The sequence below is a fragment of the Synechococcus sp. RC10A2 genome, assembly GCF_047502605.1.
On the sequence record NZ_JANSHP010000096.1, the window covers coordinates 1 to 14,717 of the forward strand.

Sequence of the window (14,717 nt, forward strand, 5' to 3'; positions counted from 1 at the left end):
GGTTCTTTTGTGGACTGCGTAAGAATCCCCCGCCTTTAGGCGGTGGGAGTGTCAAAGTAAAAACCAACAGGAGAGAGGGAGCGCCATGAGTTTGCGGGAACAGTGGGCCATGGCCCACAACCAACGGGTGGCCCAGAATCAAAGTTTGTTCAGTCAATCCCGGCAGCAGCGTCTGGAGCAGCACCGAGCTCTGATAGCCGAGCTGGAGCAACGCCGCCGGGAACGACAAGAGGCAATCCGGCAACAGAGGGAGCAAACCCGTAGGCAACTGAAGAGCTTCAACCAGAGCCGGGCGGCGCAGCGGGCCTTGGACGAGCATTCTCGCATGGAGGCTGTGGCCCAGCGGGTCAAAGCGGTGGCGGAGCTTCTCTCCCGCATGGCTCAAGAGCGAGCCGCCCAATCGCAGGCCCAGCAGCAGGAGCTGCAGACTTTTCAAGCCAACTTGACAGCGACGGTGGGGAGATTGCTGAGCACCTGTGCACAGGCCCGGCAGACCATGGCCGGCCAAACTCGACAAGCTCGCCAGTCTTTTTATGCTGAGTTGCGGCAGCGGGTACAGGCTTTGCAGCAGCTCGCGCGGCAGGAGCTGGCTCAGGTCGCTCAGGATCAGCGGGCAGAGGCCCAGGCTCTGCGGCAAGCTTTGGCGGCTTTCCGCAGGGCGTTGCACGAGCAGGTCTGGGGGAATGGGATCCCAGAGGCCCAACCCATCATCCCTTCTGAGGGCTTGGAAGGTGAAAAGTCTGAGAGCTCGGCCAATGCCTCGAAAACGGTTTCGGCTGAGGTTTCCCTGCCAAAGCCTGTGGTTGCGGTCTCAGAAGAGGCGGCTCCTCCTCCCCCTCAGCCTGTGGTGACTCCGCCACCACCTGAACCTGCTCCAGTTCGGCCCGCGCCCCCGCAGGAGGCAAGTTCGGATCGCATCATGGCCTACGTCAACAACTATGTAACCAACCTGCAAGCGCAGGCTCCCGATCTAACTTTGCTGCAGGTGATCGGGGATCGGGAGCGGGTGCGGGATCTGCTGGCCCGCGGTGCGGTGGATCTGGGGGTGGATCCCTCCGAGATCCTGGCCACCTTGCGGCGTATGGTGTCAGCGACGGTTGCCATCTGATCCCGGCCTAACACCTGTGAGCGCAAGAAGACCGTTGCCGCTATAGTCGAGGCAAGAGCGTCAAGGCAATTGAGAGTTGGGTATTGCTATGGCCACGGTTCTGCAGGCGCGTCCCCGCCAGTTCGTAAACACTCCTTACATCGAGCGGATTACCCGCCGCGCTTTGCGCTATCTGCAATCGGGTTTTGCGGTGCATCTGCGGGGCCCTTCGGGCACGGGCAAGACTACCCTGGCGATGCATCTGGCTAGCCTGCTGGGCCGTCCCATCATGCTGATCTACGGCGACGATCGCTTCGATTCTTCCGACCTGATCGGGGGGCGCACCGGCTTTACCCATCGGCGGGTGGTGGACAACTTTATCCACTCGGTGGTGAAGACGGAGGAGGATGTGCAGCAGCGCTGGGTGGATGCCCGCCTCACCTTGGCCTGCCGCGAGGGGTTCACCCTCATCTACGACGAGTTCAACCGCTCCCGCCCGGAGGCCAACAACGCCCTCCTGAGCGCTTTGGAAGAGAGGCTGCTGGTGTTGCCGCCGGACAGCAACCGCTCGGAGTATCTGCGGGTGCATCCCCAGTTCCGGGCCATCTTCACCTCCAACCCAGAGGAATACACCGGAGTTCACAAGGCCCAGGATGCGCTGCTGGATCGGATGATCACCATCGATATCGGCGAGCCGGATATCGAGACCGAAAAGGAGATCCTCACCGCGCGCATCGGTCTCTCTGCCCCTGATGCGCTCAAGATCGTCCACATCGTCCGCGCTTTTCGCCGCAAATTGGATCTGACCCGCCACCCCAGCCTGCGCAGTTGTCTGATGATCGGACGCATTGTCAAGGAGCACGAGCTGGCGGTGAGCAAGGACAATGCCGATTTTCGCGCTCTGTGCGCCGACGTGCTGTTGCCCAGGGCCGGCAAGCGCTACGAGGAAGGAGCCCAGGTGCTCAACTATTTGCTGGATCAACTGCCCGGCTGATATTTGTATGCTTTCGCACACTTTGGAGGGAAATTCTCTGTGCCTATTACCTCTCAACCCCTGGCCACGGCAACGCATGGCTCCTCTCTGGCCGATGTCTTGGAGCGGGTTTTGGACAAGGGGATTGTCATCGCCGGGGATATCACCGTTTCGGTGGGCAATGTGGAGCTGCTCAATGTGCGCATTCGGCTGCTGATCGCTTCGGTGGACAAGGCCAAGGAGATTGGGATCAACTGGTGGGAATCGGATCCCTATCTCAGCAGCCAAGCCCGCGAGCTGCTGGAAACCAACCGCCAGTTACTGCAGCGGGTCAGCGAGCTGGAAAAGCAACTGGCCCAAGGCCTGCCCAAGGGAGGAAATGGTAAGGACTAACGCGCTGCCCCGCCAGCGGGGCCAGGGATCCCGGGCTAGACTCGCAGGTGGGGTGGTTTGATTGGGGTGAGGCGCATGGCGGTCGGGATCGACCTTGAGCAGAAAAACAGGTGCCAGCTAAGGGGGGTAGCCTGGGCGGTGGGGGTGGCGCTGCTGCTGGCGATCCCCAGCCTGGCTTGGGGGCAAAACCCGCGTGCCCTCAGCATCAGCGCCGATGTCCAGGAGGCCAATGCCAACACGGGGGTGTTTGTAGCCACCGGCAATGTCACCCTCAGCTTTCCCGCCGAGCGCCTCACGGCCCGCGCCCAGAGAGCGGTGTACTACAGCCGGGAGCAGCGGATCGAGCTGGAGGGCCAGGTCACCATCCGCCAAGGGGAAAATCAGTTGCAAGCAGAAAAAGTCATCTATCACATCGAAAAAGGCACCATCCAGGCCGTGCCAGCAGCAGGAGGCCAGGTGGAGTCCGTTTATGTGCTACCAGAACCCACTGCGAGCCCCTAGCTAAGGCTTAGATCCAGATCCTGCTGAGAGAAGTGCTCCTTCGCTGTCTGCTTCTGGAAGAAACGCCCACGAAAGGATTCGAACCTCCGACCCCTGGGACCGGAACCCAGTGCTCTAGTCCGCTGAGCTACGTGGGCAGTACGTGGACTCTATCCTACCCTCCAATTTCGCCTGCCTGCAAGTCTCGCAGGGGGGCAAAGCTACGGCGGTGCTGGGGGCTTGGCCCCAAGCGCTGCAGCGCCAGTCGGTGCTCCTGCGTGCCATAGCCGACGTTGGTGCGCCAGCCGTAGCCGGGGTACTGGTGATCCCAGCTCTGCATCAGGGTATCCCGCCAGACTTTGGCCACGATGGAAGCGGCGGCGATGGAGAGGCTAAGCTGATCCCCTTTGACCAGGGCCGTCTGCCGGGATCCCAGCTCTGCCAACGGCAACCCATCCAGCAGGATGTGCTCCACTTCCCCCACCTGCGCCAGAGCTCGTTGCATGGCCAGCAGCGTGGCCTGGCGAATGTTGAGCTGGTCGATCTCGGCGGCAGAGGCGCTGCCAATGCCTACGGCCAGGGCTACTTGGGCAATCCGCTCCGCCCAGTGGGCGCGCTGCGGCGGGCGCAGTTGTTTGCAGTCTCTCACCCCTGACAGCGCCTCCGGATCCAGATGGGCCGGCAAAATCACCGCCGCCGCCACCACCGGCCCCGCCAGGGCCCCCCGCCCCACCTCATCCACGCCTGCCACCCGCCGCATCCCCTGTTGCCACAGGGATCCCTCCCACTTCAGGCTGGGCTGCACCACCTTGTCCACACCCCCAACTCCGGAGCCAACCATCCTCTTGACCGAGCCAACCGACCAACGGCGAGGTTTGCTCCCGGGCTCAGCGGGCCGGCTAGCTGCTGCGGGAGCGCCGTCGTCTGGAGGCCGCCGGAGATTGCTGAGACGGGTCGATGACTACCTCCTGGGGCGTCACCGTTGCCGGCGGCTCCGCCATCGATGATACAGGCGGAGGAGTTTGCGGCTCGGAGGGTGCTGGCGGGGGAAGAGTATTTACCGGCTCCTGCTCCGGCAAAGCTGCGGCTTCAGGGGCAACCGTCTCCGCCGTGCCGTTGGCAGAAGTTGCACCGGCCTCCGCCTCTTCCGGGCTGGCCATCTTTACAGTGCCCGGCAGGGCCACCATAACCACCGTGTCGCGGCCCGAGGGCGGTGGCTGATCCAGAAGCAACAGCGGCGACAGCCCTAACTCTGAGTAGACCCGCTGTTGCAAGGGGGTCATCTCCACAGTAATGGCTTGCCGGGCTGGACGGCTTTCTGAGGACTCCACCCCACCGGCGCGAGCGGATCGCCCCGCGGTAGGCTGGTCTCTGTGGGAGCCCTGCTCTTCCCCATCTTCTCCCCGGCTGGGACGCCGGGATTCTTTGCGCTTCTGCTCCGCCCCGCCCCCTGCCGGCTGCAAGAGATCTTCCCCAGGCACCTCCAGACTGCCCCCTTCTGCCTCTCCGCTCCGGGAAACCGGGCGCTGGCCTACGCGGGGATCCACCCACTCGTCGCGGGAGCGTTTGCGCCCCACCTCAATTCGCGATTCCTCCAGATCCGGTCGCTGTTCTGGGGCAGTACGGGAGCGGCTCAGGGAGACACGGCCTTCGGTTCGCGACACCCCATTGCTCCCCAGCCGCAGGCCCGCCCGCTGCGAGTCGCCCTCCTGGAGCAGGCTTGGGCTGGAACCGTCCTCCCCCTCAGTGGGCAACGTTACCGGCAGGCCACTTTCGACCGTCAACAGCCGTCCTGGCTCAGCTCCTGGCAGGCGGGCCAGGATCCCTAGCCCCTCACAAGTAGGACAAGAGTGGCCGAAGATCTCGTAAAGGCTTTGCCCCTGCCGCTTGCGGGTGAGCTCCACCAGCCCCAATTCCGACAACTGAACCACCTGGGGGCGAGCTTTGTCGCTGGAGAGGGCCTTGTTGAAGTGCTCCAAAACCAGCAACTGGTCGCGGCGGGAATCCATGTCGATGAAATCCACCACGATCACGCCGGCAATGTTGCGCAGCCTCAGTTGACGGGCAATCTCGGTAGCCGCCTCACAGTTGGTCCACAGCACTGTCTCGCGAGAGGTGGCCGATTGGGTGAAAGAGCCAGAGTTGACATCGATCACCGTCAGGGCTTCGGTGGGCTCAATGACGATGTAGCCGCCGGAGGGGAGATCCACCCGGGGTCGCAGCGCCTGCCGGATGACTGCATTGACCCGGAAATACTCCAGGATGGGGGTGGGTTCGCGGTGGGCATCGACCACAACACCGGGCGGCATCTGGCCCTTGTTCCAACCTTGCAAATAGCTACGCACCCGCTTCGCCCCTTCCGGCGAGTCGGTAACGATGCGGTTGACGTCCTCCGAGTAGACATCCCGCAGCACTCGCTGGATAAAATCGTCATCTCGGCTGAGCAGCCCCGGACCCCGTGCCGCCTGATACTGCTGTTGAATATCCTCCCAGAGCTTTTTCAATTGCTCCAGGTCTTCGATCATCGCCTCTTCAGACACCCCCTCGGCCTCGGTGCGCACCAACAGGCCCATCTGGGGGGGTTTGATCAAAATAGCCAGCGACTTGAGGCGATTGCGTTCTTCCCGATCCTCGATGCGGCGGGACAGATGAACCCCTTTGCCGTAGGGTCGCAGCACCAAGTACCGCCCTGGAAAGGCCAGATCGCCGGTGAGGCGTGGCCCTTTGTTGCCGGTGGGCTCCTTCATAACCTGCACCAGCACCTTTTGCTGTGGCAGAACCAGCTCCGAGATGGAGGCATGGTTGCGCTTGAGGCGTAGCGGGCCTAGGTCGCTGACGTGAATAAACCCGTTGCGTTCGCCGGAGCCAATGTTGACAAAGGCAGCGTCGATGCTGGGCAGGACGTTCTCGACGATCCCGACGTAGACGTCTCCCACCTGGTAGGTGCCACTGGCAACGATCAGCTCTTGGACTTGGTCTTCGGCAAAAACAGCAGCGACGCGGTGTTGCTCATCAATTACAATCTGCCTGGGCATTAACGTTCCTCCCCGCCCCCAGGGCCTGCGGTTGTGGATTGAACCCTCCTTGCGGCGAGGCGCTGTCCTTTTGGCGGGATCCGCTCAAGTTTTTTTAGCCAGAATCGATTCATCATGAGGCTGTCCATTACCCTAAGCTCTGCTTTGACGGAGGATGACCGATTTGCTGGGCTTCCACTCCACCATTGATGAGGTGAGTCCAAGCTCATCGGATCCTTAGGATTGGGTGGGATTTGCATGGGGATTGATGGATAGGCTCAGGAGGCAAGATGACACCCCTCCGCCTCAGACATCCCAGAAGAGATTAGACGATGGTTCGTGGCAGAACCCCAATCGTGCCAGCCTAGATCCACAGAAAGACAGGGTTTGCACGCGGAAAGAAACACCTTCTCAGGAGAAAAAATATAGTGCTAGAGCCAGGCCACAGGGGCACACCTCTCTGTACCGCCTATCGACTGGGCCCTGTTGCGCCCGTTACCTGCCCTGGGTACTGAGTTAGGGTTGACACTCCCTCCGCCTGAAAGCGGGGGATTCTTACGCAGTCCACAGACGAACTCGTAAAGGCGTTGTCAAGCCGCCTCTGGACAGTTCCTTGGGGCAAAGTTCCAAGGTTCTGCTTACCTTTTCTGATCAGGTTGGTTGAGACGTTGACATCTCCTCGGCGCTTGCCACCGGTCGGGTTTTTCACCGTGATTAGGTGCTCGCCTGGAAACGGTACGCCTCATCAACAAGTATACTAACTCCCTGAGCACCATTGGCGAGCAACCGAAGTTGCTTGCGGGCTTTTCCGCACCGTACTAACTAAAGTACAGGGCCGCCAAGCTATCCTTCTGGGTCTCCATTTCAGAATCCGATCAAACTGTTGCCTGCTGCCTGCCCTGCCTTTGGCCAAGTTGATCCCGGCAAGCTCCGCAGCGGCAGAAGCCAGCAATAGACAACATAGCGCCTGTCGGATCCCCCCCTCCAGACAGGGGCAGAGCCCAGCCTTGGTCTCCTTTTTGTCCGGTCGATCCTGAGGCCGCTCCTCAGTCGGGATCGGAGGTGCCGTCTTGCCACAGCAGACGCAGCCGCCTGGCCATCTGTAGCGTCCAGCGGGGCAAGCCCAAGGACTCGGCCATTTGCACGAGTTGATTGGGCCGCAGGTAAGCGCCGTCGTTGCGGCAACTGCCGCGGTAGAGGAGGCGGGCGCTGCCGTCGGGGGCCAGGCCCTGAAACTCCAGGTAGTAGAGCAGGGGGCGAGCGTTGAAGCGACAGGGTTTGCCGGATTTGGTGGATTTTTCAATCCAAATTTCCCGCGCATCCAGGATCTGGGTAACCCAGGTCGGCCAGTCGGCTTCGGGCAACTCGCAGCTCACGCTGAGTTGATATTCGGCGGCGTAAACCGCTTCGGTAGCCGAGGGATCCCGCAGGCCGATCTCTTGAATGGCCTGGATGGGAATTTCGGGGGGCAGTTGCTCGGCCAGCAGGGCGCGCAGCTCCTCCGGGGTAAAGGGAGCCCCGGGGCGGGCCAGGAGTTCCAGATCGAGGATCTCCCCATAGCCTTCCTGGCCGATGGGCAGGGCGTTGGCGTTAGCCAGGCGGGGCATGGGGTGGTAACCGCCGCTAAAGGCCAGAGGCAGCCCCGCTCGCCGACAGGCCCGTTCCCACAGCCGCATCAGATCCAGGTGGCCCAGCCAGCGCAGATCCCCAGTTTTGCCGTAGGTGATGCGGAAGCGCTGGGCGGGCGGCTGCGGCTCCAGGGGATCTGGGGTGGGGGTGGGCCGGCTTTGCAGGGGTGGGACGGGCGGGGGCGGGATGACGATGTTGTGGCCAAAGCCGGGGCCGCAGATGCCGCAGGCGGAGCACTTCTCAAAGGAGCAGTCTTCCACCGTGATGGCTTCCAGGGCGCGGCGGTAGTCTTTCTGCAGCCATTTTTTGTCGATGCCGGTATCGATGTGATCCCAGGGCAAGGGATCCTCCAGGCCCAATTCGCGCATGGGGAGATGGGCGCAGAGGGCAACCGGATCGGCGCTGGGATCCACCGCTTCGCCGCAGTAGGCCTTGACCCAGGCGGCATAGGCGGCGTCGATGTTTTCCCACCAGGCGTCCAGGCCGGCGCCGGCCCGCCAGGCCTGCTCGATCATGTGGCCCAGGGAGCGATCCCCCTTGCCAATAAAGTCTTCCAGGATGCTGAAGCGGATGTCGGTGAAGTGGGCTTTGACCCCCCGCAGCCGCCGCAGCTCCTTTTGCAGCAAGGCCTGCTTGCGCTGCACGTCGGCGTAGTCCACCCGGTGCCACTGGAAGGGGGTGTGGGGCTTGGGGACAAAGTTGGAGACCGTGAGGGTAAACTCCACCTTCTTGTGACCCAAGGCCGCACATTCTCGCTGCAGCATCTCAACCGTGCGGGCAATCCCAATGACATCGGCGTCAGTCTCTCCCGGCAGGCCGATCATGAAATAGAGCTTGATCTTGTCCCAGCCCTCCTGGACGGCGGTGCGAATGCCGCGAATGAGGTCAACATCGCTAAGACCCTTGTTGATGATGTCCCGCAGCCGTTGCGTGCCGGCTTCTGGGGCAAAGGTCAGCCCCGAGCGGCGGGATCCCTTCATGATGGCGGCAATTTGCTCATCGAAGCGATCCACCCGCTGGCTGGGCAGCGAGAGGGCGACGTGCTCCCCCAGCAGGCGATTGTGCAGCTCGGCCCCCACCGCCGGCAGGGAGAGGTAGTCGGAGCAACTGAGGGAAGAAAGGGAAAATTCGCTGTAGCCGGTTTTGCGCAGGCCCTGCACCACCGCCTCCACCACCGCTTGCGGATCCACATCGCGAGCCGGGCGGGTGAGCATGCCGGGTTGGCAAAAGCGACAGCCGCGGGTACAGCCGCGCCGCACTTCCATGACCAGGCGGTCGTGGACGGTTGCCACCAGCGGTACTAGGCCAATGGAGTACTGCGGTTGGGGCAGGGCCACGCGGCGGCGGATGCGCTCCGGCACGCCGGGCACGATGGGGCGGGGCGGGATCCCCTCGTAAAACTGGGGCACATACACCCCCGGCACCTGGGCCAGCTCCAAGAGCACCTCGCGGCGGGGCTTGGCTAGAGATTGAGCCAGCACCTGGCCGATCTCCGGCAGCACCTCTTCCCCATCCCCGAAGACAAAGAAATCGAAAAAGTCGGCAAAGGGCTCTGGGTTGGAGGTGGCGGTGGGCCCGCCGGCAAAGATCAGGGGACACTCTTGCGGGGTAAAGGGCTGGCGCTCCCACCATTTGAGGGGGATCCCGGCCAGATCCAGCATCTCTAAGATGTTGGTGCCCCCCAGCTCGTAGGCCAGGCTGAAGCCGATGATGTGGAAAGCGCGCAAGGGGCGGCGCGATTCTACGGCAAACAGCGGGATCTGCAACTGCCGCATCCGGGCCGCCAGATCCGGTCCCGGCAGGTAGGTGCGGTCGCACAACTGGTCTGGCTGGGCGTTGAGGATGTTGTAGAGGATGAGGTGGCCCAGGTTGGAGGCCCCCACCTCGTACAGCTCCGGGTAGCTCAGCACCCACCGCACCCGCCCCGACTCCCAGGGGCGGTGGGCGGCGCCGAACTCTTTCCCCAGGTAGCGGGCTGGCCGCTGGATCTCAGGCGTGAGCAGGCGATCCAGATCGATCGGGCCTAGATGGGCTTGCGTGGCAGCCAGAGAGAGCATGAGGATCCGAGCAAGAAGTGAACGCAGCTACTGATCTGACTCTAGCCGAACTTTCCCGGCAACCCAAACCCAAGACGGGGGTGGCGAGACCGTTCCATCTCCCCTCTCCCGGAGGGAGAGGGGTTGGGGGTGAGGGCGCACATCACTCCGGCAGCCGCTGCAAGGCTAGCGCCAACTGTTCGTACTCAGCCAGGTGGTTGTAGACCTGGGCCGAGATGCGCACCCAAAGCTGCCCGGCAAAGGGAAGGATGGGAACCTCGATGCGGTGCACCTGCCAGAGGTAGTCGTGCAGGCGGCGGGCCCGCTCCGCCAAAGGCAGCTCCGGGATCCACTGTTGCCAGAAGGGTGGCAGGGGCAGGGTGGCCATAAAGCCCAGCATCCGCTCCGGGGCAGGTGGGATCCCTTCCAATTGTTCCAAGAGCACCTGCCGCGCCTGCAGCAGCAGCGTGTGGTTGTGCTGGCGCAGCCTCTCCACCCCCAGCTCCTGGATAAAGGCCAGGGCTGCCGAGATGGCCAGCCAGGCGCTGGGATCGCGGGTGCCCACCCAGTCGAACTCGGCTGTGAACCCTTGCCCGTAGCCGTGGGAGATGGCCAGGGGATGGGTTTGGGCCTGGCGGTGGGGGGCCACCCACAGGAAGGCACAGCCCTTGGGGGCAAACAGCCACTTGTGGGCGTTGCCGGTGTACCAATCGGCTCCTAAGCTTTCCAACTCCAACGGGAGAACCCCCGGCGCATGGGCCCCGTCCACCAAGACTGGGATCCCGCGCTCTCGACAGAGGCCAATCAGCTCCGCCAAGGGGTAGACCAGAGCCGTGGGCGAGGTGAGGTGATCCAGCACCGCCAGCCGAGTCTGGGGGGTGAGAATGGCCGCAAACGCCGCCAAAACCTGCTCCGGCCCCGCAATCGGAAAGGGAACCTGGGCTTCCGCCAGCACCGCCCCCCAGCGTTCACAGACATAGCGCAACGCCTGGCGGACGGCCCCATAGCTGTGGCTGGTGTAGGCGATCTGATCCCCTGGCCGAAACGACAGCGAGCGCAGCACGGCATTGACGCCGCCGGTGGCATTTTCCACAAACACAAGGTTTTCAGGCTCAGCCCCAACAAACTGGGCCAGCTCTGCCGCCGCCGCCCGCAAAGCCCGCGGCAGCTCTTCCCCCATAAACTGTACCGGCTGGGCCTCTAGGCGCTCTTGCCAGGCTCGCTGGGCCTGCAGCACCGTTTTCGGGGTCGCGCCGTAGGAGCCGTGATTCAAAAAAATAGCCTGCGGATCCAGCCCCCACAACGAGCGGTCGCAAAGCGGTTTATCGACTGCCATGGGTTTGCCTTGGAAATAAGACCTGGCAAGCATGACCCAAAAAAGAAGAAAAAGAAATTGCTGGGATCTACAAAAACGAGATTGCCAGGCAGCGAGAAGATGTCAACCCCGATCCCAGACAGCAGCAAAGCTTTGGTCAGGTAGCGGAACTTGCAGGTTCCCGGAGAAGGTTGCTCTGAGTGGCCTTAGGAGCCGTCCTTGGATTCGGGGCCAAGATCCGCGATGGGAGCAATTTTGCTCAGCTTAATTTTGGGGTTGCTGCTGATAAATTGCTGCAAGGTCCACTCGTTTTTAAAGAGGAGAACCGGCCTATCTTGAATGTCTTTGACAATGAGGGTGTTAAACAGGCTGGGGAAATTCTGGAGGACTTCCCAGCCGTTTTCTACCCAGCGGGCCAGGGTGTAGGGCAGCATCTCCAGTCGGGTTTCAACATTGTATTCGTGTTCCAGGCGGTACTGCAGCACCTCAAACTGCAACTGGCCCACTGCCGCCACGATCGGATCCCGTTTCGACTCGTCGAGGGAATACATAATCTGCACCGCCCCTTCTTCCCGCAGCTCCGCCACCCCCTTCTGGAACTGTTTAAACTTGGAGGGGTTGGGATTTTTCAGATAGGCAAATAGCTCCGGCGAAAAGCTGGGGATCCCGGCGTAGCGCAACCTCGGGCCGGTGTAGATGGTATCCCCAATCCTGAAGATGCCGGGGTTGTTGAGGCCGATGACATCGCCAGGATAGGCTTCATCGATGGAGATGCGCTCTTGGGCGAACAATTTTTGGGGATAGGAGAGACGGATGGGGCGATTGAGGCGGGCATGGTTGACCACCATGTCCTTCTCGAACTTACCGGAGCAGATGCGTACAAAAGCAATGCGATCCCGGTGGCGGGGATCCATATTGGCCTGCAGCTTAAAGACAAAGCCGGTGAACTCAGGATGTTCGGGTGGGATCAGCCCTGCCGTGCTCTCGTGGGGCATTGGCGGCAGGGAGTACTCGATAAACGCATTGAGAAACAGCTCCACCCCAAAGTTGGTCATGGCGCTGCCGAAAAAGACGGGGGTTTGCTGGCCAGCATGAACCTGTTTGAGATCCAAGCTGGGCATGAGGCCATCCAATAACTCCAGCTCTTCTTTAAATTGGTAATAGAGATCCTTTTCAATCAGTTCTTCAATTTGCGGATCCCCGAGTTTAACGACGGTATCTTTGACCCGCAGCCGCCCCCCCGAGACTCGCTCAAAGAAGTGAAACTCCTGAGTCCGCCGGTCAAACAAAGCTGTGAAGCGCTCCCCTGAGCCAATCGGCCAGGTTACAGGATAGGGCTTGAGGCCCAGCTCCGTCTCGATTTCGTCCATCAGCTCGAGGGGATCCCGGCTGGGGCGATCCATCTTGTTGATGAAGGTAAAGATCGGCAACTTCCGCAGTTGACAGACTTCAAACAGCTTGCGGGTCTGGGGTTCTAGCCCTTTGCCGGCGTCTTCTAGCATCACAGCGTTATCAGCCGCCGCCAGGGTGCGGTAGGTGTCTTCGCTGAAGTCTTGGTGGCCGGGAGTATCGAGCAAGTTGAGGCGAATGTTGCGGTAGTCAAACTGCAACACAGTCGAGGTAATGGAAATGCCCCGTTGTCTTTCCAGCTCCATCCAGTCGGAGGTAACCCGCTTTTGGGCGCGACGGGCCTTCACCGCCCCTGCTTCTTGAATCGCCCCCCCGTACAACAGCAGCTTTTCCGTAAGGGTGGTCTTCCCGGCATCGGGGTGGGAAATAATGGCGAAGGTGCGCCGTTGCTGGATAGCTTTGGCCAAATCCACTGCTTTCATAAGAAGTAAGTGCCCCAATCAAAACCCGCTCGTCTCACAGCGCGCTGACGCTATGCGACCCTTAAAAAATAGCGATGGCACTCCCCTTGCTGCCCTGCTGCTGCTTCGCAGACGATGGAGAGCTTTAGCGAGGAGTAGAAAAGAGAGAGGCTGGGATGGCCGTCCGCTAGCGGGGGAGGGAGCACAGGTTGAAAAGCCGGGGAAGAGCACTAACCTACTCTGACCGTAGCACAGGACGTGGTTCTGCCGTTGCCTGGCACTCTAGGACAGAGATCCTTTGGAGCGGAATTCCCACCGAGCGGATCGGGATCAACGGGTCTCGTTCAACAGTTGCTTAGCAGTTGCTCAATGGTGGCGATGGTGAAGTTTTGGCTGACCACCAGCCGTTCCACGCGAATGCGGTGGGCCTGCAGCAGGCACTCTTGTTGCAATGCTTTGGGCAGTTGCTCCCAATGGTCCAGCAGGACTGCCAGCAAGATCTCGCCCGGCAAGAGGGATCCCAGCTTTTCCACACTCTCGGCAGACCATTTGAGGGTAAAGCCAGCGGGCAATTTTTTGGGAGACTTTTGGGTGGGAGCCATCTTAGCGCTCCCTCAGCATCGCCTCGAGGACTTCACGGTAGGCCTGAGCCAAGAGTCTTCTCCTGCCTCTGCCAGGCACCAGCCCCTGCTGTTGGTTTGCTGCGCCACCGTTTTGTAGAGAAGTCTCGGCCAGCCCTTGTCTTCAGCCCTCCTCCTGCCCCCTCAGAGGGAAGACAGGAAGCGGTGCAGCCGTTCCAGTCCTTTTTCAAGCGTGGCGCGGTCGGCGGCATAGGAGAGGCGGATGTAGGACTCTGCCCCGAAGGCCACCCCCGGCACGGCGGCCACGTGATGTTCTTTGAGCAGCCGTTGGCAAAACTCTACCGAACCCAAGCCGGTTTGGCCGATGTTGACAAACACATAAAATGCGCCCTCCGGCTCCGGGAAAGTCACCCCCGGCAAGGTGCGGATCCCTTGCACCATCAGATCCCGTCGCTGCCAGAATTCTTGGCGCATCTTCTCCACCGCTGCCGCCGAGAGGGGGCTGGTGAGAGCCTCCAGGGCGCCGTACTGGGCAAAGGTGCAGACGTTGGAGGTGCTGTGGCTTTGCAGGCTGATGGCCGCCTCGATGATGGGCTTAGGGCCCGCCAAGTAGCCAATCCGCCAGCCGGTCATGGCATAGGCTTTGGCGAAGCCGCTGCTGAGGATCAGTCGCGGCATCAAGTCAGGGCAAAGGGATCCCAGGCTGATGTGGCGGGCTTGGCCGTAAACCAGCTTTTCGTAGATCTCATCGCAGACCACATAGAGATGGGGAACCGAGAGGATCACCTCTGCCAAAGCTGCCAGCTCCTGCCGGTGATAGACAGCGCCGGTGGGGTTGGCCGGCGAGTTGAGGATGAGCAACTTGCTGCGGGGGGTGAGGGCCTGGCGCAGTTGGTCGGCGGTGAGCTTGAACCCCTGGCCCTCTTGCGTCTCCACCCGCACCACCTTGGCCCCGGCCAGAGCCACCATCTCGGGATAGCTAACCCAGTAGGGGACGGGCAGGATCACCTCGTCGCCGGGATCCAGGAGCACCATGGCCAGGTTAAACAGGGTTTGCTTGCCGCCGTTGCTAATCAGGATCTGGTCGGGGCTGTAGTCCAAGCCGTTTTCTCGGCGCAATTTGTCTGCCACCGCCTGGCGCAGGGTGGGGATCCCGGCAGTGGGGCCGTAGCGGGTTTTGCCCTCTTCCAGGGCGCGGATGGCGGCAGCCCGAATGTGCTCAGGGGTGTCGAAGTCCGGCTCGCCAGCGCTCAGGATACAGACATCCAGACCCTCTGCCCGCATGGCCTTGGCCAGAGCCGAAATCGACAGCGTTGCGGAAGGAGAGAGACGAGCAACCCGTTGGGACAAGCCGGCAGCAGACACCATCAGTTGGGGATCTGGGGTAGCAGGTTGGGT

The 14,717-nt window shown here is 61.7% G+C and carries 11 protein-coding genes and 1 tRNA gene; 4 read left to right on the forward strand and 8 right to left on the reverse strand.

Translation table 11 applies throughout. The features are described from left to right. The first annotated feature begins 85 nt into the window (after nucleotides 1-85). From gvpC to NW848_RS12895, 4 genes are all read left to right on the forward strand, one after another. Nucleotides 86-1,108: a gas vesicle protein GvpC gene (gene gvpC / locus NW848_RS12880; RefSeq protein ID WP_099812338.1), complete on the forward strand. Its 1,023-nt coding sequence runs from the start codon at nucleotides 86-88 to the stop codon at nucleotides 1,106-1,108. 88 nt (nucleotides 1,109-1,196) lie between these two features. Continuing rightward, complete coding sequence (gvpN, locus tag NW848_RS12885; protein WP_011429714.1) at nucleotides 1,197-2,081, forward strand: gas vesicle protein GvpN; 885 nt, start codon at nucleotides 1,197-1,199, stop codon at nucleotides 2,079-2,081. 39 nt (nucleotides 2,082-2,120) lie between these two features. Continuing rightward, the gene (locus NW848_RS12890; protein WP_011429713.1) at nucleotides 2,121-2,453 is read left to right on the forward strand and encodes a gas vesicle protein; all 333 of its coding nucleotides are present in this window, start codon (nucleotides 2,121-2,123) and stop codon (nucleotides 2,451-2,453) included. Between the two features lie 75 nt (nucleotides 2,454-2,528). Then, nucleotides 2,529-2,954 (forward strand): LptA/OstA family protein, encoded by a 426-nt coding sequence (locus tag NW848_RS12895; RefSeq protein WP_011429712.1) that lies wholly within the window; start codon nucleotides 2,529-2,531, stop codon nucleotides 2,952-2,954. 63 nt (nucleotides 2,955-3,017) lie between these two features. Here the strand turns inward: NW848_RS12895 and NW848_RS12900 are convergent. The 8 genes from NW848_RS12900 to NW848_RS12935 form a co-directional block, all read right to left on the reverse strand. Further along, nucleotides 3,018-3,091: transfer RNA gene (locus NW848_RS12900), tRNA-Arg, on the reverse strand. Nucleotides 3,092-3,108: 17 nt separating this feature from the next. Beyond that, entirely contained in the window at nucleotides 3,109-3,774 is a 666-nt protein-coding gene (locus NW848_RS12905; RefSeq protein WP_011429711.1) for a ribonuclease HII, read from the reverse strand. Nucleotides 3,775-3,832: 58 nt separating this feature from the next. Further along, on the reverse strand, nucleotides 3,833-5,968 hold the full coding sequence (locus NW848_RS12910) for an Rne/Rng family ribonuclease (RefSeq protein ID WP_414511180.1): 2,136 nt from the start codon (nucleotides 5,966-5,968) through the stop codon (nucleotides 3,833-3,835). A gap of 1,025 nt (nucleotides 5,969-6,993) precedes the next feature. Then, on the reverse strand, nucleotides 6,994-9,633 hold the full coding sequence (locus tag NW848_RS12915; RefSeq protein ID WP_414511181.1) for a TIGR03960 family B12-binding radical SAM protein: 2,640 nt from the start codon (nucleotides 9,631-9,633) through the stop codon (nucleotides 6,994-6,996). A gap of 142 nt (nucleotides 9,634-9,775) precedes the next feature. Next, nucleotides 9,776-10,948 carry an aminotransferase class V-fold PLP-dependent enzyme gene (locus NW848_RS12920; protein ID WP_041438899.1) on the reverse strand — a complete coding sequence of 391 codons (1,173 nt, stop codon included), beginning with the start codon at nucleotides 10,946-10,948 and terminating at the stop codon, nucleotides 9,776-9,778. A gap of 185 nt (nucleotides 10,949-11,133) precedes the next feature. Continuing rightward, nucleotides 11,134-12,759 carry a peptide chain release factor 3 gene (locus NW848_RS12925; protein WP_099812341.1) on the reverse strand — a complete coding sequence of 542 codons (1,626 nt, stop codon included), beginning with the start codon at nucleotides 12,757-12,759 and terminating at the stop codon, nucleotides 11,134-11,136. A 323-nt stretch (nucleotides 12,760-13,082) separates the two neighbouring features. Then, nucleotides 13,083-13,340 (reverse strand): hypothetical protein, encoded by a 258-nt coding sequence (locus NW848_RS12930; protein ID WP_011429706.1) that lies wholly within the window; start codon nucleotides 13,338-13,340, stop codon nucleotides 13,083-13,085. Between the two features lie 162 nt (nucleotides 13,341-13,502). Then, nucleotides 13,503-14,687, reverse strand: a complete 1,185-nt coding sequence (locus NW848_RS12935) for a pyridoxal phosphate-dependent aminotransferase (RefSeq protein WP_011429705.1) — start codon at nucleotides 14,685-14,687, stop codon at nucleotides 13,503-13,505. Between the last annotated feature and the right edge of the window lie 30 nt (nucleotides 14,688-14,717).